At 73.3% G+C, this 21,876-nt stretch carries 17 protein-coding genes; 7 read left to right on the forward strand and 10 right to left on the reverse strand.

What is annotated here, in order from left to right; genetic code table 11:
• Positions 1–283 precede the first annotated feature (283 nt).
• Both ACZ5D2_RS02810 and ACZ5D2_RS02815 read right to left on the reverse strand, forming a co-directional pair.
• Entirely contained in the window at positions 284–1,330 is a 1,047-nt protein-coding gene (locus ACZ5D2_RS02810; protein ID WP_371679223.1) for a phosphatase PAP2 family protein, read from the reverse strand.
• Between the two features lie 240 nt (positions 1,331–1,570).
• Positions 1,571–2,620 carry a glycosyltransferase family 39 protein gene (locus ACZ5D2_RS02815; protein WP_371681321.1) on the reverse strand — a complete coding sequence of 350 codons (1,050 nt, stop codon included), beginning with the start codon at positions 2,618–2,620 and terminating at the stop codon, positions 1,571–1,573.
• 376 nt (positions 2,621–2,996) lie between these two features.
• On the opposite strand from ACZ5D2_RS02815, the gene ACZ5D2_RS02820 reads away from it, so the two are divergent.
• Entirely contained in the window at positions 2,997–4,706 is a 1,710-nt protein-coding gene (locus ACZ5D2_RS02820) for an MFS transporter (protein WP_371679224.1), read from the forward strand.
• A 118-nt stretch (positions 4,707–4,824) separates the two neighbouring features.
• Positions 4,825–6,009 (forward strand): acyl-CoA dehydrogenase family protein, encoded by a 1,185-nt coding sequence (locus ACZ5D2_RS02825; protein WP_371679225.1) that lies wholly within the window; start codon positions 4,825–4,827, stop codon positions 6,007–6,009.
• Positions 6,010–6,045: 36 nt separating this feature from the next.
• Here ACZ5D2_RS02825 and ACZ5D2_RS02830 read toward each other — a convergent pair whose 3' ends face one another.
• Positions 6,046–6,504 (reverse strand): cell division protein SepF, encoded by a 459-nt coding sequence (locus ACZ5D2_RS02830; protein WP_280918095.1) that lies wholly within the window; start codon positions 6,502–6,504, stop codon positions 6,046–6,048.
• Positions 6,505–6,790: 286 nt separating this feature from the next.
• On the opposite strand from ACZ5D2_RS02830, the gene ACZ5D2_RS02835 reads away from it, so the two are divergent.
• From ACZ5D2_RS02835 to ACZ5D2_RS02850, 4 genes are all read left to right on the forward strand, one after another.
• The gene (locus ACZ5D2_RS02835; protein ID WP_468926763.1) at positions 6,791–8,131 is read left to right on the forward strand and encodes a DUF5685 family protein; all 1,341 of its coding nucleotides are present in this window, start codon (positions 6,791–6,793) and stop codon (positions 8,129–8,131) included.
• 93 nt (positions 8,132–8,224) lie between these two features.
• On the forward strand, positions 8,225–9,034 hold the full coding sequence (locus tag ACZ5D2_RS02840) for a DUF1684 domain-containing protein (protein WP_371679227.1): 810 nt from the start codon (positions 8,225–8,227) through the stop codon (positions 9,032–9,034).
• Between the two features lie 175 nt (positions 9,035–9,209).
• Complete coding sequence (locus ACZ5D2_RS02845) at positions 9,210–10,079, forward strand: S1 family peptidase (RefSeq protein WP_371679228.1); 870 nt, start codon at positions 9,210–9,212, stop codon at positions 10,077–10,079.
• Between the two features lie 140 nt (positions 10,080–10,219).
• Complete coding sequence (locus tag ACZ5D2_RS02850) at positions 10,220–10,699, forward strand: hypothetical protein (protein WP_371679229.1); 480 nt, start codon at positions 10,220–10,222, stop codon at positions 10,697–10,699.
• 19 nt (positions 10,700–10,718) lie between these two features.
• Here the strand turns inward: ACZ5D2_RS02850 and ACZ5D2_RS02855 are convergent, their stop codons facing one another.
• The 6 genes from ACZ5D2_RS02855 to fxsA form a co-directional block, all read right to left on the reverse strand.
• Positions 10,719–11,615 carry a DUF4231 domain-containing protein gene (locus ACZ5D2_RS02855; protein ID WP_371681322.1) on the reverse strand — a complete coding sequence of 299 codons (897 nt, stop codon included), beginning with the start codon at positions 11,613–11,615 and terminating at the stop codon, positions 10,719–10,721.
• A gap of 85 nt (positions 11,616–11,700) precedes the next feature.
• Entirely contained in the window at positions 11,701–15,687 is a 3,987-nt protein-coding gene (gene fxsT, locus ACZ5D2_RS02860) for an FxSxx-COOH system tetratricopeptide repeat protein (protein ID WP_371679230.1), read from the reverse strand.
• Positions 15,671–17,119 (reverse strand): TIR-like protein FxsC, encoded by a 1,449-nt coding sequence (locus ACZ5D2_RS02865; protein WP_371681323.1) that lies wholly within the window; start codon positions 17,117–17,119, stop codon positions 15,671–15,673. The genes fxsT and ACZ5D2_RS02865 overlap by 17 nt, the downstream gene beginning before the upstream one ends.
• 43 nt (positions 17,120–17,162) lie before the next feature.
• Positions 17,163–17,954: an AAC(3) family N-acetyltransferase gene (locus ACZ5D2_RS02870; RefSeq protein WP_371679231.1), complete on the reverse strand. Its 792-nt coding sequence runs from the start codon at positions 17,952–17,954 to the stop codon at positions 17,163–17,165.
• A gap of 200 nt (positions 17,955–18,154) precedes the next feature.
• A complete protein-coding gene (gene fxsBH, locus ACZ5D2_RS02875) occupies positions 18,155–20,407 on the reverse strand; it encodes a radical SAM/SPASM protein FxsBH, inactivated beta-hydroxylase extension form (protein ID WP_371679232.1) in 2,253 nt (750 codons plus the stop codon).
• A 29-nt stretch (positions 20,408–20,436) separates the two neighbouring features.
• Complete coding sequence (gene fxsA / locus ACZ5D2_RS02880; RefSeq protein ID WP_371679233.1) at positions 20,437–20,601, reverse strand: FxSxx-COOH cyclophane-containing RiPP peptide; 165 nt, start codon at positions 20,599–20,601, stop codon at positions 20,437–20,439.
• A 267-nt stretch (positions 20,602–20,868) separates the two neighbouring features.
• Between fxsA and ACZ5D2_RS02885 the strand changes: the two genes are divergently transcribed.
• Positions 20,869–21,432, forward strand: a complete 564-nt coding sequence (locus ACZ5D2_RS02885) for an NADPH-dependent FMN reductase (RefSeq protein ID WP_371679234.1) — start codon at positions 20,869–20,871, stop codon at positions 21,430–21,432.
• A gap of 64 nt (positions 21,433–21,496) precedes the next feature.
• Here the strand turns inward: ACZ5D2_RS02885 and ACZ5D2_RS02890 are convergent, their stop codons facing one another.
• Entirely contained in the window at positions 21,497–21,838 is a 342-nt protein-coding gene (locus ACZ5D2_RS02890) for a hypothetical protein (protein WP_468926772.1), read from the reverse strand.
• Positions 21,839–21,876 lie beyond the last annotated feature (38 nt).

Genomic DNA, 21,876 nt, shown 5'->3' on the forward strand with positions numbered 1-21,876 from the left:
GGAGCGGGGGGAACGAGAATGCCCGGTCGGAATTCGACGGTTCTCCGGCGGAAATGCGAACGGGTTCCGGGGCTGCTCCGGACGGGGGACGCGGAGAATGCCGATCGGGAGCCCGGCTGTCGACAACCCGTGACACAAGCGTGACCCGGTACGGAGGAACCTCCGGTCGTCCGGCTGACGCGCCGTGCATATCAACGGCGACGGCGGGCCGGTTCGGTGAACCGGCCCGCCGTCGCGGGGGTGCGGGGTGGGGGTGTGCGTACCGTCCCCGCGGGAGTGCCGATCAGCCGGCCGGGCGGGCCGAGGCCCCCCGGGCGGCGGCCCGTTCCGTGTGCGCCGGCCGGCGGCTGCCGGCCGGGGTGACCGGCGTCCGCTCGGAGCGGATGACGTGCTGGCGGGCGACTGGGTGGCCGGCGGGGCGCAGCGCCGGGGAGTGCCCGGCCGCCGCGCCGCCCGGCACGGTGACCGGGGCGGCCGACTCCTCGTCGGAGCGCCTCGGCTGCCACTTGCCGCCCGCGGAGAGCAGCGGGGTGAGCGCGGCGGCGACCGGCTCGGAGAGCCTGCCGTCCTCCAGGCGGCGGCGCCACAGCTCGCGCAGCTCGAAGACGTAGGCCTCGGCGCGGGCGATGAGCGGCTCGAACCAGGGCAGCGCCAGCATGATCAGCAGACCTGCGAGCCAGCCCAGCAGGACGTCGCTCACCCAGTGGGTGCCGAGGTAGACGGTCGTGGCCCCGACGCTCAGCGAGACGACGGCGGAGAACACGGACAGCACCCGCCGGGTGACGGTGGTGGAGGCCAGATAGGCCAGGATCCCCCAGGTCACGACGGCGTTGGCGGTGTGGCCGGAAGGAAATATATCGCCGCCCGCGAAGAGCTCGGCGGAGCCGATCTGGGTGGCGTAGTGCGGACCGAGCCGGCCGAGGCCGAGCTTCACGGAGCCGACGGTGATGTTGAGCAGCAGCAGCGCGACGCCGAGGGTGATCAGCGGGCGGAGGGTGTGCTGGCGCCAGGAGCGCCATCCGAGCCAGGCCGCGACCATGACGGCGGTGGGTCCGCGCTGGCCGAGTACGACGAGGTAGTCGAGGAAGGCGTGCAGCTGCGGCCACTGCTCGTAGGGCCGGAAGAACATGATCTGCCAGTCCAGCCGGACGAGCCAGGACGTCGTCAGCACGGCCACGACGATCGCGAGGTAGCACGCGAGCAGGGCGGCGAGGAGCACGACGCGGTGCCGGCTCATCCGCGGTGTTTGCAGATGAGCCGGTCGCTCTGGTTCCCGGTCCAGCCGGGCGAACACCGGCTCCAGACGGGTCAGCATTTGGTCGGTACGCACTCAATCGACGTTACCGCGCGACGACGGGCGGCCCGGTCGAATCGCGGGCTTTGTGATGACCATGTGATGTGGAGTGCGTCTCACGCAGAACTTAATTGCCGCTATTCCGGCGCTTGTTGGAACTCCGCCGATTCAACTCCGGGACTGCCGCCCCGGTAATTATCCGCATACGCGCCTCGGATTTATTGCTTTCGTTCAATTCCTTTACGCAATCATGGATTGGAATGATCCATTCCGTGATCACGGAGGCCCCGAACCGTTCAGCCAGAACGCTCCGTACACCGCCGACGCCAGGGCCGCCGTCCCCAGCACCGCCACCGCCCGGCCGGTCCGCCACCGGGCCAGGGCCACCGCCACGGGCAGCAGCAACGGGAACGCGGGCAGCAGCAGCCGCGGCTTGGACCCGAAGTACCCGGAGGCGCACAGGGCGAGGGCCACCACGACCCCGGCGTACACGAGCAGCGCGGCGGGCTGCCGCTGCCGCACGCACAGCCGGTACAGCCACAGCACCAGCAGCACCCCGGCGATCAGGCCGAGCCCGGCCGCGAAGGCGGAGGACGCCAGACGTGCCCCGACGAAGCGGGCGAAGGCCCAGCCCCCGTCGAAGCCGTTGCCCCAGCCGGCCTGTACGTCCAGGTACCCCAGCAGTCCGCCGCCGGTCCGCCGCCCCACCCACAGCACGTACGCGGCCGCGCCCAGCGGAGCCAGCAGCACCCCGGCCGCCGTCCGCCACGACCGCTCCCCGCGCCGCCACGCCAGGGCCGCGGCCACCCACACCGCCGCGACCACGGCCGCGCCGACCGGCCGGGTCAGCCCCGCGCCGGCCGCGAGCAGGCCCGCCGTGATCCAGCGCCCGCGCAGGACCGCGTACAGGGCCCAGGCCGCCAGGGCGGTGAACAGCGACTCGCTGTACGCCATGGACTGCACGATCCCGACCGGCAGCGCCGCCCACAGCGCCGCCGCCAGCACCCCGGCGCGGCGCCCGTACAGCAGGTCCGCGACGGCGAAGATCCCCCACGCGGCGGCGAGCCCCGCCACCGCCGAGACCACCAGGCCCGCGGAACCGTACGAGAGCCCGGTGGGCGCCGCCAGCAGCCGCTCCAGCCACGGCAGCAACGGGAAGAAGGCCAGGCTGGAATGGACGGCCCCGTTCGGCAGGACCACCTCGTACCCGTACCCGCCGCCGGCGACCCGGGCGTACCAGAGCGAGTCCCAGCGGGCCGACAGCAGTGTGTGCGGGCTGCTGCCGGCCACCGCGCCCCACACGCCGAGGACGCCCAGGCCGAGCATGCGGACCGCGGCGAAGGCGGCGAGCGCGGGCGCGGCCCGGCGGGGTCCGGGTTCCTTCACGGGCACCTCGTGGGTGGGGTCGGTTCTCACGCAGACGAGTATCGACGCCCCGGCCCCGGGCCCCGAACGAGAACCACGGGCCGTGGCCGGGCGTGTACGGGGGAGTGAGGACACAGCGGGGCGAGTGGCGCACACCACACCGGGGCCGCCGTCGCGATGAGAGCTTGACCACGTGTCGGACACGCGAACTCGCGTACGCTGACCGTTCACTCGCGAGTCGATGCCGGACCCCGTTGGACGCCGCCCAGCGCACCACCTGCGGCGCCACAACGACGCTGGTCCGCCGAGTGCGAGGGATCACCTGGGAGGTACACGCATGTCGGGGACGCACACGACCGGCGACGGGAACCCTTCCCTCTGGCAGCGGGTCAGCGCCGCCTCCGGCGGCGCCAACCGCTGGGTCGTCCTGGCCGTCCTGTGCGTCAGCCTCGTGCTCGTCGCGCTCGACGCGACGATCCTGCACGTGGCCGTCCCCTCCGTCACCGAGGACCTGCGCCCCGGTGCCGTGGAACTCCTGTGGATCGTCGACGCCTACCCGCTGGTCTGCGCCTCGCTGCTGATCCTCTTCGGCACCCTCGGAGACCGGGTCGGCCGCCGCCGGATCCTGCTCCTCGGCTACGGCCTCTTCGGCGTCGCCTCCGCCATCGCCGCCCTCGCCCACGACGCCCAGGTCCTGATCGCCGCGCGCGCCCTGCTCGGCATCGGCGGGGCGATGATCATGCCCGCCACCCTGTCGATCCTGCGCCAGGTCTTCCCCGACCGGCGCGAACGGGCGCTCGCCATCGGCATCTGGACCGCCGTCGCCGCGATCGGCGCGGCCAGCGGCCCCGTCCTCGGCGGCTTCCTCGTCCAGCACTACTGGTGGGGTTCCGTCTTCCTCATCAACATCCCGCTGATGGCCCTGATCCTGCCGCTCGGCCGCTGGCTGCTGCCCGAATCCCGGGGCGCGGCGGACGGACCCTGGGACGTGCTGGGCGCCCTCATGGCCGCGGGCGGGGTCCTCGGCGTGGTCCTCGGGGTCAAGCGGTTCGGCGCCGAACGGCACCTCCTGGACCCCGAGGCGCTGGTGCCCCTGGTGCTCGGCGCGGCCCTGCTGATCCTCTTCGTACGCCGCCAGAGGCGCCGCGAGCACCCGCTGATCGACATGCGGATGTTCTCCCGTGCCGCGTTCTCCACCTCCGTCGGCTGCATCGTGCTCGCCATGCTGGCCCTGGTCGGCCTGGAGCTGATCGCCGTCCAGTACCTCCAGCTGGTGCTGCGCCTGAGTCCGCTGGAGACCGGGCTGCGGCTGCTGCCGCTCACCTTCGCCGCCATGGCCGCCGGCGCCACCGGTTCGTACACCCTCCAGCGGGTCGGCCCGCGCAGGATGGTCTCCTTCGGCTTCGTCCTGACCGCCGCCGCCGTGCTGCTGCTGACGCTGATGGGCCAGCAGGACCGGCCCGTGCTGCTCACCGTCGGGTTCGTCCTGCTCGGCTTCGGCCTGCAGACGACCCTGTTCGCGGCCTACGAGTCCATGCTCAGCGAGGCCCCGGCGGACACCGCCGGCGGCGCGGCCTCCATAGGCGAGACCTCGTACCAGCTCGGCGCGGGTATGGGCATCGCCCTGCTCGGCAGCGTGATGAACGCCGCCTACGCGCCCGGCCTGACCGACCTCCCCGGCGTCCCGGCCGACGCGGCGCGCGACGCCGCGCACTCGCTCGGCGAGGCCTACCAGGTCGCCGCCCACCTCGGCGGCGCGGCGGGGGACTCCCTGCACGCCGCCGCCCGGCACGCCTTCGTGCACGGGCTGCACGTCACGCTCGTGGTCAGCGCGGGCCTGCTGCTCGCGGGCGCCGTGATGGCGCTGAAACTGCCCCGCACCATGGACGGCGCCGAGCCGGCCGAGTGCGGCGACCCGGCCGCCGACGCCCTGCCCGCGGGTACCGTACGCCTCCCCGCGCAGGCCGACGGCGCCGCGCGGACCCCCGCGCCGGGCGGTCCGGAACACGACACGGCCGTCGGCGGGCGGCCCGGCCGCACGGCCTGACCCCGCGCCGGCCCGGCCCGGCCGGGCAGGGCGGAAATCCGGGGGTGGACCAGGGGCGGGACCGACGACAAACTTGCACCGCTAGGTTTCGCCCCACGTGCCTGCCGGGAGGCCCCTCTTGTCCGCGTCGAAGACCCCCTTCGTCCCCACCGACCCGCTCGGGCTGGACGAGCTGCTCAGCCCCGAGGACCTCGCCGTCCGCGACACGGTCCGCACCTGGGCCGCCGACCGGGTCCTGCCGCACATCGCCCAGTGGTACGAGGACGGGGAGCTCCCCGGCATCCGCGAGCTGGCCCGCGAACTCGGCTCCATCGGCGCGCTCGGCATGTCCCTGACCGGCTACGGCTGTGCGGGCGCGAGCGCCGTCCAGTACGGACTGGCCTGCCTGGAGCTGGAGGCCGCCGACTCGGGGATCCGCTCGCTGGTCTCCGTACAGGGCTCGCTGGCCATGTACGCGATCTGGAAGTACGGCTCCGAGGAGCAGAAGGAGCGCTGGCTGCCCGGCATGGCGGCCGGCGAGCTGATCGGCTGCTTCGGCCTGACCGAGCCCGACGTGGGCTCCGATCCGGCCGCGATGCGCACGTACGCGAAGCGCGACGGCGGCGACTGGGTGCTCAACGGGCGCAAGATGTGGATCACCAACGGCTCGGTGGCCGCCGTCGCGGTGGTCTGGGCGCAGACGGACGAGGGGATCCGCGGCTTCGCCGTCCCCACCGACGCGGCGGGCTTCTCGGCGCCGGAGATCAAGCACAAGTGGTCGCTGCGCGCCTCGGTGACGAGCGAGCTGGTCATGGACGACGTGCGGCTGCCGGCGGACGCGGTGCTGCCGGGAGTCACCGGGCTCAAGGGACCGCTGGGCTGCCTCAGCCACGCGCGGTACGGGATCGTCTGGGGCTCCATGGGCGCGGCGCGCTCCGCCTTCGAGACGGCGCTCGACTACGCGAGGACGCGGGAGCAGTTCGGCAAGCCGATCGGCGGCTTCCAGCTCACCCAGGCCAAACTCGCCGACATGGCGCTCGAACTCCACAAGGGCATCCTGCTCGCCCACCACCTGGGCCGGCGGATGGACGCGGGCACCCTGCGGGCGGAGCAGATCAGTTTCGGCAAGCTCAACAACGTCCGCGAGGCCATCGACATCTGCCGTACCGCGCGGACGATCCTCGGGGCCAACGGGATCTCCCTGGAGTACCCCGTCATGCGACACGCCACCAACCTCGAATCGGTCCTCACCTACGAGGGCACCGTCGAGATGCACCAGCTCGTCCTGGGCAAGGCGCTCACCGGGCTCGACGCCTTCCGGTGAGGGGCCCCCAGCCGGCGCCGGGAGGAGCCCCCGGGCTCAGCTCTGGTTGAAGAAGTCGCGGGTCCGCCCGCCCGCCTCACCGCTGACGATCTGGGTGTCGGCCGGGGTCAGGAGGAAGACCCTGGTCGCCACCCGCTCGATCGAACCGCGCAGCCCGAAGGTCAGGCCGGCCGCGAAGTCGACCACGCGCTTGGCGTCGCCCGGGTCCATCGAGGAGAGGTTCACGATCACCGGGACGCCCTCGCGGAACAGCTCGCCGATGCCGCGCGCGTCACGGAAGCCGTCGGGGGTGACGGTCGCGATGCGCCGGCCCTGCTCGACCGCGGAGTCCGAGGCCACCTTCACCCGCGGGTCGGTGACCCACTGGTCGCCGGGTCCCGAGACGGAACCCTGCTGGCGCTCCACCGCCTCCGCGTAGTCGTCGTCGTAGTACCGCTCGTCGTCGCTGTCCTCCACGAGACCCAACCAGGCACTCGCCTTGCGTACCGAACCCATGGACGCCTCCTTTCACCGTGGCCAGTCTGTCTTCTTCTCCGCTGCCCCTATGGTCGTCCATGATGCTGACAACGCGCCAAGTGGATAGCCGCCGCGCAGGGGTTTCGTGACGCGACTGGTGCAGAACATCCGTTGCACGGTCAAGGTTCCCGGTGGCTACCGCTGCTGACTGAGTGAAAATACGACCACTGGCGCCGACCGGGTGAGCCACTGGGACGGACGAGTGAACGACCAGGCTCGATACGATGCCCCCGAAACACGCGTATGACACACGGGGGAACCGAATTTGTTCGGCATTGTCAGACCTTGCACACACCGGCTCGGTGAGCGGTTCAAATCGGAGTGGATGGCTCATCTGTGCGGTCTCTGCCTGGCACTTCGCGGTGACCACGGGCAGTTCGCCAGGATCGTCACGAACTACGACGGCCTGCTGGTCTCCGTTCTGACGGAGGCTCAGTCCGGACCGCTGCCCGGCGCCCGCCGCACCGCCGGCCCCTGCCCGCTGCGCGGCATGCGCACCGCCCCGGTGGCCAACGGCGAGGGCGCGCGGCTGGCCGCCGCCGTGTCCCTCGTGCTGGCCTCCGCGAAGGTGCGGGACCACGTGGCCGACCGGGACGGGCTGTTGGCGCGGGCGCCGATAGCCGCCGCGGCGCGCACGGTGGCCCGCGGCTGGGACCGGGCGGGCGCCCGCACCGGGGCCTCGCTCGGCTTCGACACCGCCGTGCTCGTCGACGCCGTGGACCGGCAGGGCGGCATCGAGACCCTGGCCGGGCCGGGCACGTCCGTCCTCGTGGTCACCGAGCCCACCGAGACCGCCACCGCCGCCGCCTTCGCCCATACCGCGGTCCTCGCGGGACGGCCGGGCAACGCCGTGCCCCTGGCCGAGGCGGGCCGGTACTTCGGTCGGCTCGCACACCTGCTGGACGCCGTCGAGGACCAGGCCGCCGACGCCGCCTCGGGCGCCTGGAACCCGCTCACCGCCACCGGAACCACCCTCGCCGAGGCCCGCCGCCTGTGCGACGACGCCCTGCACGGGATCCGGCTGGCGCTGCGCGAGACGGAGTTCGCCGACGCGGGGCTGGCCCACCGGCTGCTGGTGCACGAGCTGCGCACCTCGGTGGACCGGGCCTTCGGCACCGGCAGCTGCGGCCACGTCGCCACCGACTCCGTCGGGCAGGGCCACGGCGCTCCGCCGCAGGGCTACGGCCCGTACGCCGGGCAGGCGTACGGGGCACCCTACGGCGGCGGCCCGTACGGGAACGGCAACGCGAACCCCTACGCCCCCGGTGGCCCCGGAGCCCCGCCGATGGGCCCCGGCGGCCCCGGCTGGGGCGGTGGCGGTGGTGGTGGCGGGTTCGGCGGTCCTCCGCCGCCCCCGCAGAAGCCGCGCCGCGGGCTGCTGGCCGGCTGCGCCGTGTCCATCGGGCTCTTCTGCACCTGCCAGCTGTGCTGTACGGAGCACGACGGCCCCTGGTCCCGGCGCAAGCGGGACCCCTGGTGCGACGCGTGCCCGGACTGCAGCGGATGCGACGGCTGCGGCAGCTGCTGTGACTGCTGCAGCTGCTGCGAGGACGGCGGCTGCTGCGACGGCTGCGGCTGCGACGGGTGCGACTGCGGCTGCAGCTGATCCCGCGTCAGGGTCCGCGCGCGGTACGGCCCACAGGCCCGGACGGGGTACCGGGGGATTCCCGCACGGGCCCGCGTGGAAGGTTTGTCCGGCATGGATGACGAACGGGAAACCAACGCCTGGCGGGAGTGGCACGAGCATCGCGTGGCCACCGTCTCCGCCCCTTACGGACCCCTCGCGCTGACCGGTACCCGCTGGCTCGGCAACTACCCGGAAGGTCGAATTCCGGCCGTTCCGGGGCAGTGGCGCGCCACCGGGTCCGGGGTCGCGCTGAGCGCCGCCCCCGAGGACGGCCTCGAACTCGACGGCCGCCCCTTCGCCGGGGAGGCCGCCCTCGGCGCCGACGAGGGGCCGCCGGCGCGGGCCCGGCTCGCCTCCGGGCGGCGCCGGTTCGCGGTGATCCTGCGCGAGGGGGAGTGGGCGGTCCGCGTCTTCGACCCCGACTTCCCGGCCCGCAGCGCCTTCCGGGGCATCGAGGCCACCGCGTACGACCCGGCGTACGCCCTGCCGGGCCGCTTCCGCCCGTACCCCGAGCGGCACACCGTCCAGGTGGAGAACGCCGACGGGCGCTCCCGCGGGCTCGGCCTCGGGGGCGAGCTGCTCTTCTCCCACGGAGGACGGGAGCACGCCCTCCAGGTCGCCGTCGACGAGGGGGACGGCAGTCTGTGGGCCGTCTTCGCCGACGCCACGTCGGGCCGCTCCAGCTACCGCTTCCGATTCCTGCGGCCCGGGATCCCGGGGCCGGACGGCGCCGTCACCGTGGACCTCAACCGGGCCCTGCTCCCGCCCTGCGCCTTCGCCGACCACTTCGTCTGCCCCTTCCCGCCACCCGGGAACACGCTGCCCTTCGAGGTCGCCGCGGGGGAGCGGAGGCTGAAAGGAGCCCTTGCCGCCGGTGACTGACGCCAGGACACTCCCGTCAGCGTCATCCGGCGGACTTGTCAGGGGCACGGCGAAAACGTGCGGGGCCACCCGTACGTCCGCCCCCACCCCACCGCCGCTCACGGGCTCCGGCGCCCCCCACCTCTGCCGGGCCCCCGACCCCCTTCCGGGAGGACGTGAAGTGAGGAACAAGAAGATGAGCCGCATCCGCCTGCTCGCCGTCGCCGCCGGCCTGGCCGCCGTCGCCGGACTCGCCACGCCCGCCGTCGCCGGCGCGCACCCCGCCGACGAGGGCTTCAGCGCGGCCCGCCTCGACGCCGCCGGGGCCTCGGTCCTGCGCGCCGACGTCGCGGGCACCGCCTGGCACACCGACCCCGCCACCGGAACCCTCGTGGTCACGGTCGATTCCACGGTCACCAAGGCCGATCTGGCCAGAATCCGCCACGAGGCCGGCCCCGACGCCGGCGCCCTGCGCATCGAACGCACCCCCGGCAAGCTGCGCAAGCTGATCTCCGGCGGCGACGCCATCTACGCGACGAGCTGGCGCTGTTCGCTCGGCTTCAACGTCCGCAGCGGCAGCAACTACTACGTCCTCACCGCCGGACACTGCACCGACGGCGCGGGCACCTGGTGGACCAGTTCCTCCCACACCACCACCATCGGATCCACCGTCGGCTCCAGCTTCCCCACCAATGACTACGGCCTCATCAAGTACGCCAGCAACTCCCCGGTCCCGCCCGGCACCGTAGGCAGCCAGGACATCACCAGCGCCGTCGACGCCACCAACGGCATGTCCGTCACCCGCCGCGGCTCCACCACCGGCGTCCACGGCGGCACCGTGACCGGCCTCAACGCCACCGTCAACTACGGCGGAGGCGACGTCGTCTACGGAATGATCAGGACCAACGTGTGCGCCGAACCCGGCGACAGCGGCGGCCCGCTCTACTCCGGCAGCCGGGCGGTCGGCCTCACCTCCGGCGGCAGCGGCAACTGCTCCTCGGGCGGAACCACCTTCTTCCAGCCCGTCGTCGAAGCGCTGAACGCCTACGGCGTCAGCGTCTACTGACCCGCGGGATCCCCCCCGGTCCACGCGGTCCGGCCGGCCCACGCGCCCCGGTCGGCCCCCTGGACGTCCTCCCTCCTTCTGGGAGGATGTCCAGGGCATCCGGTCCACGGGGAGGCAGGTCTCCGCATGCAGGTTCCCTCATGAAGCGCATCGGCGTGACCGGACACCGGTCGATCCCCGACGAGCTGCTGGGCCACGTCCGCGATGCCCTGCGCACCGTGCTCGGCGGCCACCAGGGCCCGCTGGAGGCCCTCTCCAGCCTCGCCGACGGCGCCGACCAGCTCTTCGCCGACATCGCCCTCGAATGCGGAGCCGACCTCACCGTCGTGATCCCCAGCGGGGACTACGAGGACACCTTCGAGGACCCGGACGCCCTCGCCGGCTACCGCAGGCTCAAGCACCGCGCCACCCAGGAGGTCCGCATGGCCTTCGCCCGCTCCACCGACGAGGCCTACTACGCGGCGGGCACCTACATCGCCGACGCCTGCGACCGGCTCGTCGCCGTCTGGGACGGCCTCCCCGCACGCGGGCACGGCGGCACGGCCGAGATCGTCTCCTACGCCCGGGCCCTCGGAAAACCCGTCACCGTCATCTGGCGCGCGGGCGTGACCCGGGACTGAGCCACGCCCCGCCCGCCCCTCAACTGCTGTGCCGGGCCAGCCAGTCCGTGTGCTGCGGAGAGACGTACCGCTCCGTCTCGTACACCGACGACGGCCACTGCGACTCCGTGATCGTCGTCTGCATCACGACCATCATCGCCGCCAGGTCCTGCTCGATCAGCGTGTGCGCCTCGATCAGCGGATGGTGGCGCCGCACCTCGTTCCAGGCGATCGCCGCCGCCGCGGCCGCGCTCAGCAGCCCCGCCGGCACCGGACCCGAGCCCGGACCGAACGCCCCGGCCAGCGCGAACAGCAGGGCCAGACAGGTCAGCAGCACGATCGTCCACGACCACAGCGCCGTCGCCCGCCGCGACCCCTCCGTCTTGCGCCGGTACCAGTTGCGCTGCTCGATCAGCCGGTCCCGCACGTACGTCTCCCGGCGCACCGCGTACTCCATCCCGCGCAGCCGGTTCATCGCCCCGGTGACCTCCCCGCCCTCCGGCACCAGGCCCGCCGTCCGCGGATCCTCCCAGCCCATCTTGCGGAGCTCGTCCAGCCCCTTCTCCAGCCGCGCCCGGTACGCCCCCTCCGCCCCGGCCACCTCGCTGCCGAAGGGCGCCCCGTGCACGGCGTAGCGCCACGCCAGGGACTTGATGAACTCCGCCGCGCTGCGGTTGAGCTGCCACTGCGGACGGGCCCGCCGCCGGGTCGCCCGTACGCCCACGGCCAGCACCCCCGCGTACGCCAGCGCGCTGAGCGCCCCGAACACGTGCAGCGAGCCCACGGCGGGACCGGACGGCAGGGCGGCGGCACCGGCGGCCGCGACCAGCAGCAGCAGTTGCGCGCGGGTCGCCTGGGTGGACTCCCGCTGCCGCGAGACCGCCGCCTGGTCGGTGTGGTGGAAGAGGGCCGGCAGGTCCTCGTTGCGAAAGGTCATGCTGTCGGTCACAGCGCCCCCCTGATGTCGGGTGGCGGGCGGCCGGGACCCCGCGTCCGCGGGGCCCCCGCCGCCCTCCGTCGGATCACACCGCGAGCGGCTCCAGGTCCCGGTGGACCCGCCGCTCGTCCCGGGCGTACCGGGTCAGACCGTGGTCCTCCCCGAGGAGGCGCGTCAGCTCCGCCACCGCCTCCGCCCGCACCCGGGCCGCCTCCTCCTTGCGGCCCATCATGTCCAGGCTGACCGCCATGTTCGACGCGCTCGCCAGGGTCTCCGGGTGGTGTGCCCCCAGGGCCTCGCGCAGCCGCATCACCGCGATCCGCTCCAGCTCCAGCGCACCCTCCGGGTCACCCAGGTCGGCCCGCGCGTTCGCCAGGTTCAGGTGCGCGAACACCGTGTGCGGGTGGTTGTCGCCCAGCACCTCGCGCATGCTGCGGATCGTCTGGCGCAGCATCGGCTCCGCCGTCTCCGCCGCCCCCGTGCCCCAGTGGAAGACCGCCAGGTTGTTGAGCGCGGCCAGGGTGTACGGGTGCTTCTCGCCCGGCACCTTCATGTACTCGTCCACCACCTCCTGCGCCAGGTCCCGCGCCGCGCCCGGGTCGCCCGTCGCGAACAGGTCCGAGGCCAGGTTCAGCTCACAGGCCAGCAGGTCCGGATTGACCGAGGTGTACTTGGCCCGGTACCGGTTGCGCGTGGCCGTCGTCAGCCGCAGCGCGTCCTCCAGCTCGCCCGCCCGCCGCAGCGACACCGCCAGGTTCTTCGCCGCCGACAGCGTGCCGGGGAACGCCCGCCCCAGCGTCCGCTTGTAGATGTCGTACGTCCGGCTCAGCAGCTGCACCGAATCGTCGTAGCGGCCCACCTCGCGCAGGTCCCGGGCCAGGTTCTGCGCCGAGGACAGGGTGTACGGGTGGTCCGGGCCCAGCACCTCGGTGCGCCGGTCGAAGACCTCCTGGTCGATCTCCCTGGCCCGCGCGTACTGCCCCACCATCCGCAGGTTCAGCGCCAGGTTGTTCGCGGCGGCCAGGGTGCGCGGGTGCGCCTCGTGGAAGATCTGCCCGAAGCCCTCGTGCGCCGCCGTCGCCAGCTCCATCGCCTCCCCGTACCGGCCCAGCGCGCCCAGGTCCATCGCCAGGCCGCTCGTGGTCATGTACGTGTGCGGGTGCGAGGGACCCAGCGCGGTGCGCTGCCGCTCCAGCGTGACCTCGTCCAGCTCCTTCGCCTCCACGAACCGGCCCTGCGACCGCAGGATGTTGGAGAGGTGGAAACGCAGGTACAGGTACTGGAGGTCGTCGCTGCCGAGCATCTCCCGCCACGACTCGCGCAGTTCCTCGCCCAGCGCGTACGCGGCCTTGAAGTCACCGCGCTTCCACAGGTAGCGCACCCGGTCGATCAGCAGCCGCCGGGTCTCCGGCTCCTTGCAGAACCGCGCCTCGGACGGGCTCAGGTGCGGCCAGATCGTGTTGAACCGCGGCCAGGTAGCCGGGTTGTCTATCGGCTCGTCGTCATCGGGCCGCGCACCCGCCAGGATCCGGTGCACCGCGTGCCGGGCCTCGCGCTGCTCCTCCTCCGACAGCTGCGCCCGGATCACCGCCTGCACCAGCCGGTGCACCTGGATGCTGTTGCTGACCTGGTCGACCTTGGCCATCGCGAACCGGCCGATCTCCCGGATCACCCGGCCCAGCACCAGCTTCTCCTGGAGCGAGGAGTCGTACGGCTTGAGCGCGTCGATCATCTCCTTGCTGTACAGGAGGTTCGCCGAGATCGGCTCCGGCGCGAAGAAGGCGCACAGCTGCAGCAGCCGCACGGCGGCGGGGGAGCGGGACTGCAGCCGCTCGATCGACACGTTCCAGGTGGCCGCCACCGGCTCCGGGTACCCGGGCGGCTGGTTCAGGCCCAGCACCCGCGCGGCCTGCTGCGCCAGCTGCTCCAGGTACTCGGACACCGGCGTCGCCGTCTCCGCGATCCACGCGCCCGCCTGCTCGACGGCCAGGGGCAGGTCGCCCACCGCGACGGCCACCTGCTCGGCGTCGTCCTTGGTCAGCCCCGGCGCCCGGCGCTGGAGGTGCTCGATGGACTCCTCGCGCAGGAACACGTCCACCGGCAGCGCGTCCCCGTACTGCGACCAGGACTGGTTGCGCGAGGTGACCAGCACGTGCCCGGGGCCGCCCGGCGGGAAGAACCGCTTGAGCGTCTCGGGATCGTCGGCGTTGTCGAAGACCAGCAGCCACCGCGAGGACGGCACCCCGCGCCGCAGCAGGTCGATCGCCTCCTGGGAGGCGGCCGACATGTCCTCGCCGGTCTGCGCGCCCAGGCGTACGGCCAGCTCCGCGAGGGCCGCCACCACGTCGTCGGTCTGCTCGGAGGATATCCACCAGACCAGGTCGTAGTCGGCCATGAACCGGTGCACGTACTCCAGCGCCACCTGCGTCTTGCCGACGCCGCCGAGCCCGTACAGGGTCTGCGGCTGCGGCAGCACCACGGCCATGCCGCCGCCGAGCTGGTCGCGCATCCGCTCCAGGACGATGCTGCGCCCGGTGAAGCCGGGGTTGCGGGGCGGGGCGTTCCAGATCTTCGGGACCGTCCCCGGGAAGCGGGGGCCGGGCTGGGAGGCGCTCGCGACGCTCTCCGGCAGCGCCATGGGGCGTTCCACGGCCCGCAGCAGGGCGGTGGTCGCGTGCACCTCGTCGAGGCGGAAGAGGTCCACCGGATTGCGGTCGATGTAGGGCGTCGCCAGGCGTACGTCGCCCACCCGCAGCGGCACCAGCTGGCGGCGGCCCCCGGTCGGGTCCTCGGCGGCGGCCCGGTTCCACACGTCCACGGCCCGCGCCGACTTCAGGTAGGCGCTGGAGAGCAGCACCACGGTCCGGGCCGCGGTGTCGACGCTGATGCCCGCGCCCAGGGTGTCGCCGGGCGCACCCGCGGCGGCCGCGTCGGGCACCCGCTCGGCGGACACGTCCCGGGGGACGACCCGGAAGCCGGCCCGGGTCAGGACCGACTCGATCCAGTCGGCCCACATTCGGTTCTCGGCGACGTAGGAGAGGAACAGGTCGGCGGGCAGTGCCGGGCGGCGGCGGGTGAAGGCGTCCCGGATCCGCAGCCGGACCTCCTCGCCGATGGCCGGCATGGAGGTGACCTCGCCCCCGGTGACCACCGTGGTGAGCCGTTCGAAGGCGGAGAGCAGGGAGTTGGTGAGCCCGGCCTCGTCGCCGAAGGTGGCCAGGGTCTCCTCGTAGGCGTAGTAGGGCCGGTAGGGGATCTCCACCGCGCCCCAGTAGGAGGTGAGTTCGTCCCCGACCAGGCCGTTCGGGAAGCGGTCGAACTTGATCCGGGCCAGGGCGCGGCCCGCGTCGGCCTTCTCCTTCTCGCCCTCGTCGATCCGCATCGGGACCGGGTAGATCTTGATGCCGCGGTCGTTGAACCGCTCGTCGATCTGCCGGGCGACGGAGGCGGCGCCGTCGATGGACTGGTCGGAGAGGGTGAAGCAGTCGACCAGGACGTCGGGCAGGTGGACGGTGCAGATGTCGGCGATGTCGGACAGCCCGGTGCGGCTGTCGATCAGGACGTAGTCGTAGTTCTTCTTCATGTCGGCCCGCAGCGCGTCGAAGAAGAGGCCGCCGCCGAGCCGGTCGTAGAAGTTGTCCCAGTCGAAGGTGGAGACGGTCGCCGAGTACTCGCGGTTCTGCCTGCCCGCCGAGACGAAGTCCAGGGTGCCGCCGTCGGGGAACTCCCAGCCCAGGTTCTCGGGGGTGAGGGAGACGGCGTGCGGCTGGATCCGGGCGTAGTCCCTGTGCCAGTCGTCGGCGCGCTGCACGGGGCTGGTGGCCGCCCAGGCGTACTCGCTGATCAGGTCGATGACCCCGGTGGTGGCCCCGAGCGTGGAGGGATCGAGGAAGGGGTGGAAGAACCGGTGCAGGCCCGGGGCCTCCAGGTCCCAGTCCACGGCGAGGACCCGCTTGCCGTTGGCGGCGAGGATCCACGCGGTGTTGGCCAGAGCCATCGTGCGGCCGGTTCCGCCCTTGTAGGAATAGAAGGTGACGATGCGTCCGTCTCGGCTGTCACGACTGGCTGTCATCCGCGTCCCCCCGGTCGGTGTCGGTGCTGTCGTTGTCTGCGTCGGACCCGTCCGCCCCGGCGGGTCCGTCCGCCCCGTCGGGCCCGCGTTGCACGGTGGGCGGGAAGGGCGCCGGAGGCGGTACGGGCGGTCCGCCCATGCCCATCGGCCCCAGCAGGCGGGGGCGTTCGGTGTGGGTGTTCCCGGCCGGCAGGTACACCTGGGCGTGTCTGAGGAACTGCTGGGCGGCGGCTTCGACCACCTGCGGCAGGATCTGCCCGAGGGTCTCCATGTTGGCCACGCCGTTCGCGGCGGCCCGGCAGGCGGCCCGGCCCTGGCCCATCTTGACGGGCAGGGTCTCCTCCAGCCGCCGTGCCAGCTCGGTCTCCTTCGCGCGGCTCTGGTGGTCGTACCGGTTCCACGGCACGACCACGTTGATCCACGGCCGGTGCTCCTGGTCGAAGGCGGCGAGCCGCTGGCGCCGGTGCTCGTCCTCCACCGCCCAGCGGTCGACGATCAGGATCTCCGGCCGGGTGGGCGGCTGCTTGCTGTCGAAGTGTCCGGCCTCGTCGTCGAAGGAGGACATCGTGGTCTGGTAGTTGAGGTTCTTGACGAGGTCCTCGGCCACGTACGCGATCGGCATCCGGGCCACCGGGTGGTACGGGTTCCACTCCAGGGCGCTCTCCCCGTAGTACTCGGGGCTGCGCCCCGCCGGCAGGTCGTGCCGGGAGGCGGCGGCGACGGTCACGTGCAGGGTGCGGGCGGGGCCGCCGCCCGGGCCGGCGGCGTGCCGCCCCCCGGCGGGTCCGAAGGCGCTGGGCACCAGCCGGTAGTCGAGCGGGCGGACGGGGTCGAGGCGGACGGTCTCGGCGACCCGCACGATCCGCCGGGCCAGCTCGTAGACGGCCTGCTCGTACTGCTCGGCGTACCCGCGGAGTTTGATCAGCCCGTACAGCCCGTCGGTGACGTAGCGTTCGCCGAAGGTGTTGTGGTTGAACTGCAGCCGTTCGGCCGGGCCCGGGAGCTGTGAGGGGGGGACGGGAACCCACAGGGCGGGGACGATGGCCTCGGCCCGCTGGTTGCTGAGCGCGCCGTGCTGGATGGCGCGCTGCGCGAAGGCGAACCACTCCTTCCCGCACATCTCACTGGCGAAGTACCGCGGCGAGAACAGGGGAACGAAGACCCGGCAGGTGGCGAGTGCCGCCCCGAGCCGCTCCGACCAGCCCTCGCCGCTGCGTATCTCCCGGTCCATGAAGCCGGCCTCGGATCCCGCGGGCAGATCGGTCAGCGCCATGATGTGGTTGCAGAGGTCACGGAACAGGCGCTCCACCCACATGTCGGGATCGGGTCCTCCCGGCCCGAACCTCGGTGTATGCGCATAACTGAGAAAAAAGTACGGCTGCACTGATGCGGGCACACGACCCCCGTCCCGAAGATGCGAGCGAAGAAACATCATTCCGGAGCTGCTTCGCCACATCCCCTCATCGTTCAGTCAATCAGCGTCTGTTTTCGGTCATCCAGTCCAGGGCGTGATCGACGGCCTCCGGAATCGAGAAGAGCGCGGCGGGTGCCCCTCCCACCCGGCCGCGGCGCACCCGGGAATCGGGGAATGCCCCGCCGATCTCCGCGAAATCACCGTCGTCCAGCCTGACGTCCTCGTACGAGGTCCACGCCCCCTCACGTCCTCCCCCGTGCGGACCCCCCGGCAGGTTCACCTTCACCACACAGTCGTACATGCGCAAGGGGGGCTTCGGAATTCGATACTCCGCGAGATGGAAAGCGGTACAGGCGGAAAATCCCACATTGATCATGAGTACCTGCCCTCCCTCCCAGCACAGCTTTCCCAGGGGGGAGTCCTCGCCCAGATGGCTTTCCAGCCGGTGTTCCGCACAGAGCCGGTGCGCGTCGGCCCCGAGCGCCGCGAAGGAGGTCTGCGGATGGGCGCTGCGGGCGGCCCCCGGGGTGGTGCGGACCGTCTCGGCCAGGACGCCCACGCCCTCGCTGGGCGTGCGCTCCGGATCGAAGGCGGGCATGCGGGAGCGGAACTCCTTCACCTCCCGCTCGCCCAGGCCCGCGATCCGGGCCAGGTGGGAGGTGGAGGTGAGGGAGTTCGAGGCGGTGAAGGCGGGGACCACCAGGGTGCCGCCGGGGCCGAGCACCCCCCGCAGGGCGTCCCGCAGGGCCTCGGCGCGCAGACCGGTCCCGCGCAGGGCGGCGTGCACCAGCAGCCGCTGACGGGGGCGCACCCCGAGGAGGCGGAGCTGCACGGCCAGTGCGAGGGCCCCCACGGGCGGGGCCGCCGGTAACGACCGCTCGGGCGGGGGCGGTCCGGACGGGGGCGGTCCGGGCGGTCCGCTCCGGCCGGACGGGCCGTGGGTCGGGCCGGGCGGTCCGTCGGTCCGGCGGGGCGGTCCGTCGGTCCGGCGGGGCGGTCCGTCGGTCCGGCCGGGCGGTCCGTCGGTCCGGCGGGGGCCGGGGCCGGGGGCCGTCACGCGTCCACCGCCTTCAGCTCCCAGCGCAGCTCCTCCACGAGCCGCTTGCCGGTCACCGTCAGCTCGGCCGCCCCCGACAGCCGGTCGAGGGCCCGGTGGATGCGGTCCGCCCCGTCGGGCTCGTGCGTGGTGGTGGCCCGCCGGTACGCCTCCACCGCGACCCGCTCGTGCACGTCGGCCAGCAGCCGCGACACGGGGACCGGGCGGGTCCGCCACGGCGACGGGTGCTGCCAGGCCCCGTCCAGCGCGTACAGGTCGGCCACCTCCGTCAGCGCCCGCAACCGGGCCCGTCGCCGCCCGGTCAGCAGGGCCATCGCGGTCTCCCGCACCCCGGCGCCGTACGGCACCCCGAGCGCGCCCGGCCCGTGCCGACCGGCCTCGCCCCAGCCACCGGCCCGCGGGCCGCCCGCCAGCGGGGTCAGGGTGCTCAGCCCCACCGCCGCCGCGCGGGCGAACACGGGGACGGTGCGGTGCAGGAGCGCCCAGGCCGCGTCGAGCCGGCCGCCCCACTCCCGCGCCTCGCCGGCGCCGAGCCGCAGCCGCGGCGGCCGGGCGAAGCAGTTGCGGTACGGGTCCAGGTCCTCCAGGGCCACCGGGTCGGCCCCGGGCCCCGGCGACCAGGTCCGTACGGGCAGCCAGCGCGCGTCCCCCGCCTCCGGGCCGAAGCGGTGCTCGGTGCGCCCGTCCCGTACGGCGTACCCCTCGCCGGTGTGGTGCAGTGAGGCCCGCCCGTCCGTGCCGGGCTCCCCGAGCCGCAGCAGGCCCAGCGTCGGCAGGTACACCTCGCCGTCCCGGTAGGTCACCTCCGCCGGCAGCTCCAGCCCGCCCCGCAGCACCGCCGCGGCGGCCAGCGCGGCCAGCCGGCGGGCCGCGCCGGGCCCGTCCGCCCGCCCCTCCCGGAGGGCCTCCAGGGCCTCCAGCACCCAGGTCCGGGTGAACGGGTGGTCCAGTACGGCGTCCAGCGCGTCCGCGCCCGGCCGCCCGGCCGCCTCCACCGCGGCCAGCAGCTCCCAGGCCCGCGCCCGGTCGGGGTCCGGCGCGAGGTCGGCGTGCAGCCGGGCCAGCAGGACCCGGGTCAGCTCCTCCTGCGACCGGGCGAGCGCGCCCGCGTCGGCCAGCTCCGGGGCCGTCTCCCGGGCGGCGGTGCGGCCCTCCACGCCGTCCACCAGCTCGCGCAGGTCGGAGCAGTACACGGAGGGGTTGTCGAAGCCGCCCGGCTCCGCGTAGCGGTGGGTGTAGAGCCCGCCGCCGCACGAACGTACGACGGGGCAGCGCCGGCACGTACCGCTGACGCCCGCCAGGCCCAGTTGCCGGGCCCGTACCCCGGGATGGGCCGCGACCAGGTCGAAGGGGTGGTCGAAGACGTTGAAGCCGGTGGCGGCGGCTCCCTCGAAGGCGGTCTTGAGGGAGTCGACCTGCTCCAGGGACCCGTCGGTCTCGACGACCACGAGGTCGGTCGGGGCCAGCCCCAGGGACTCCGTCAGGCTGGGACCGCCGCGCAGGGTGGACAGCAGGGACTCGAAGAGCCGTACGGGCACCGGCCGGTCCAGCCGGTCCCAGCGGTCGAAGACCCGCAGCAGCCAGCGCGCGTACGCGTCGGGCGCGCCGTCGGGCCGGACCGGCGGGGTCTGCCAGGTGGCGTGCGGGAGCAGGAAGTCGATCCGGGGCGGCTCCAGTTCGACCAGGGCGTCCAGGACGGCGCCGGGGTCGTTGGCCACGTCCACCGTGCACAGGATGCCCTGGTAGAGGTGGCGGTAGGGCGCGGAGCGGAGCAGGTCGACCGCGGCCAGCACCAGGGGGTGGCTCGTACGGCCGTCCGCGAAGCGGCGGTGGCGGTCGTTGGCCGCGCGGTCCCCGTCGAGGGAGATGCCCACCCGGACGCCGTACTCGGCGAAGAGGTCCAGGTACCGGGGGCTCAGCTGGAGGCCGTTGGTGTGGATCCGCAGATCGAGGGCGGCCGTACCGGCGAGCGCACGGGTGAACTCCTCGCACACGAGCCGTAGTCGGCCGGGACCCGCCAACAGGGGTTCCCCTCCGTGGAGGATCACCGTGACGGAGGGGAGTTCATGGTCACGGGCATGTTCGGCGAGCCGCGACGCGGTCTGGGAAACGACCCCGGGGGAGATCACTTTCGGCCGGGCTCGCCAGCTCTGATCTGCGTGTTCGTAGACATAGCAATGATCACAAGCGAGATCGCATCTGCTGTGAACCTTCAGGACGATCTCGCGGAATGCGATCAGGCCGGTCATTCCACCAGTCTAGAGCGCGGACTTCTCCGTCAGAGCGCAGAGTTGAAGATCGGTGTCTGAACGTGACGGCCGGATTCCGAGGGGAGGACCCGGCCGACCGCCGCGGCGGCGGAAGCGCTGCGCGCGTCGATCCGCGTGAGCGGGACCCGGCGGTCCTTGTCCGTGCTGGTCGGGGGGGTTGCGGAAGTGTTCACGACACCGTCCTCGGGGAGGCCATCTGAAATGGGGGGAAATGACACCAGTGCGTCACTGCTGTCAAGCGTGGACTTTACTCGCCCACACCCCATTGGCAACCGAGACATGACGCCTGGTCAAGCGTTCTATAGAAAGCGTGGCGCAATTCTCAAGAGGGCGCATTCGGCCGTTCGCCGGAATGCAAGATCCAATTTTCGGGCGGGGGCGTCCGGGGGCCGCCGGGGGCGCCCGGGGTCCGCGTCACCGCAGGTCGGTAGGTTGGGCGGATGCCCACACCCCCCGTGATCCTGCTGCTGTCCGGAAGTCTGCGCGCCGGGTCCTCCAACGACCGTGTGCTGCGCACCGCCCGCGAGGTGGCCGCGCTGGCCCCGGAGCCGATGGAGGCGGTCCTCTACGAAGGCCTCGGCGGGCTCCCGCACTTCAACCCCGACGACGACCACGACCCGCTGCCCGCCCCGGTGGCCGCACTGCGCGCCGCGATCGCCGGGGCGGCGGCGCTGCTGATCTGCGCCCCGGAGTACGCGGGCACCCTGCCCGGCTCCTTCAAGAACCTGCTGGACTGGACGGTCGGCGGCACCGAGATCTGCGACAAGCCCGTCGCCTGGGTGAACGCGGCGGCGCCCGGCCGGGGCGAGGGAGCGGCGGCCACCCTCCGGACGGTGCTCGGCTACACCGGCGCCGCCGTCGTGGACGAGGCCTGCGTCCGCGTCCCCGTCGGCGGTGGGGAGCCCGCCGCCGACGGCCTCCTGACGGACCCGGCGGCCCGGGAACGCCTCGCCGGGGTCCTCGCCCTGCTGGCCGCGGCCGCACGGGAGGCGGGCGACGCCTGAGGGCGGTCCGGGGACGGCGCCGCGCCCGCCCCCAGCGCCCCCGCCGCGCCCCGACGGGGCCCGGCTAGGCCGCACCGGCGCCCGCACCCGTACCGGATTCCGCACCCGCACCCGTACCCGTACCGGCGGCCGTAGCCGTGCCCGTACCGGCGGCCGGGTCGGACCGGTCCCGCCTGACCTCCCGCAGGTACGCCAGCGCCTGCCGGCGGGACACCTCGCCCAGGAGCCGGTGTTCGTGGAGGCCCCGGCGGGCCTCGTTGCGGGCGTTGACGAGGGCCTCGGCCCGCAGGACCAGCAGGCCGGCGAACGCCGTCGCCGCGGCCGCCCACCAGGGGGCCCCGTCCAGTGCCACCGGGCCGGCCGCCAACAGGCCGCCGAGGGGGGCGAGAAGGCGTGTGACGGTCATGTGCGTGCTCCTCGAACGAACGGACGACGGATGGTGGC

It is taken from the genome of Streptomyces sp. NPDC031479 (assembly GCF_055581065.1).

What these genes read in the sequence shown, in the direction of transcription:
- ACZ5D2_RS02885 (WP_371679234.1), top strand. Translation starts at nt 20,869, where the DNA reads ATGCCCACACCCCCCGTGATCCTGCTGCTGTCCGGAAGTCTGCGCGCC.
- ACZ5D2_RS02820 (WP_371679224.1), top strand. Translation starts at nt 2,997, where the DNA reads ATGTCGGGGACGCACACGACCGGCGACGGGAACCCTTCCCTCTGGCAG.
- ACZ5D2_RS02830 (WP_280918095.1), bottom strand. Translation starts at nt 6,504, where the DNA reads ATGGGTTCGGTACGCAAGGCGAGTGCCTGGTTGGGTCTCGTGGAGGAC.
- ACZ5D2_RS02845 (WP_371679228.1), top strand. Translation starts at nt 9,210, where the DNA reads ATGAGCCGCATCCGCCTGCTCGCCGTCGCCGCCGGCCTGGCCGCCGTC.
- ACZ5D2_RS02890 (WP_468926772.1), bottom strand. Translation starts at nt 21,838, where the DNA reads ATGACCGTCACACGCCTTCTCGCCCCCCTCGGCGGCCTGTTGGCGGCC.
- fxsT (WP_371679230.1), bottom strand. Translation starts at nt 15,687, where the DNA reads ATGACAGCCAGTCGTGACAGCCGAGACGGACGCATCGTCACCTTCTAT.
- ACZ5D2_RS02815 (WP_371681321.1), bottom strand. Translation starts at nt 2,620, where the DNA reads ATGCTCGGCCTGGGCGTCCTCGGCGTGTGGGGCGCGGTGGCCGGCAGC.
- fxsBH (WP_371679232.1), bottom strand. Translation starts at nt 20,407, where the DNA reads ATGACCGGCCTGATCGCATTCCGCGAGATCGTCCTGAAGGTTCACAGC.
- ACZ5D2_RS02855 (WP_371681322.1), bottom strand. Translation starts at nt 11,615, where the DNA reads ATGACCTTTCGCAACGAGGACCTGCCGGCCCTCTTCCACCACACCGAC.
- ACZ5D2_RS02840 (WP_371679227.1), top strand. Translation starts at nt 8,225, where the DNA reads ATGGATGACGAACGGGAAACCAACGCCTGGCGGGAGTGGCACGAGCAT.
- ACZ5D2_RS02865 (WP_371681323.1), bottom strand. Translation starts at nt 17,119, where the DNA reads ATGTTTCTTCGCTCGCATCTTCGGGACGGGGGTCGTGTGCCCGCATCA.
- ACZ5D2_RS02850 (WP_371679229.1), top strand. Translation starts at nt 10,220, where the DNA reads ATGAAGCGCATCGGCGTGACCGGACACCGGTCGATCCCCGACGAGCTG.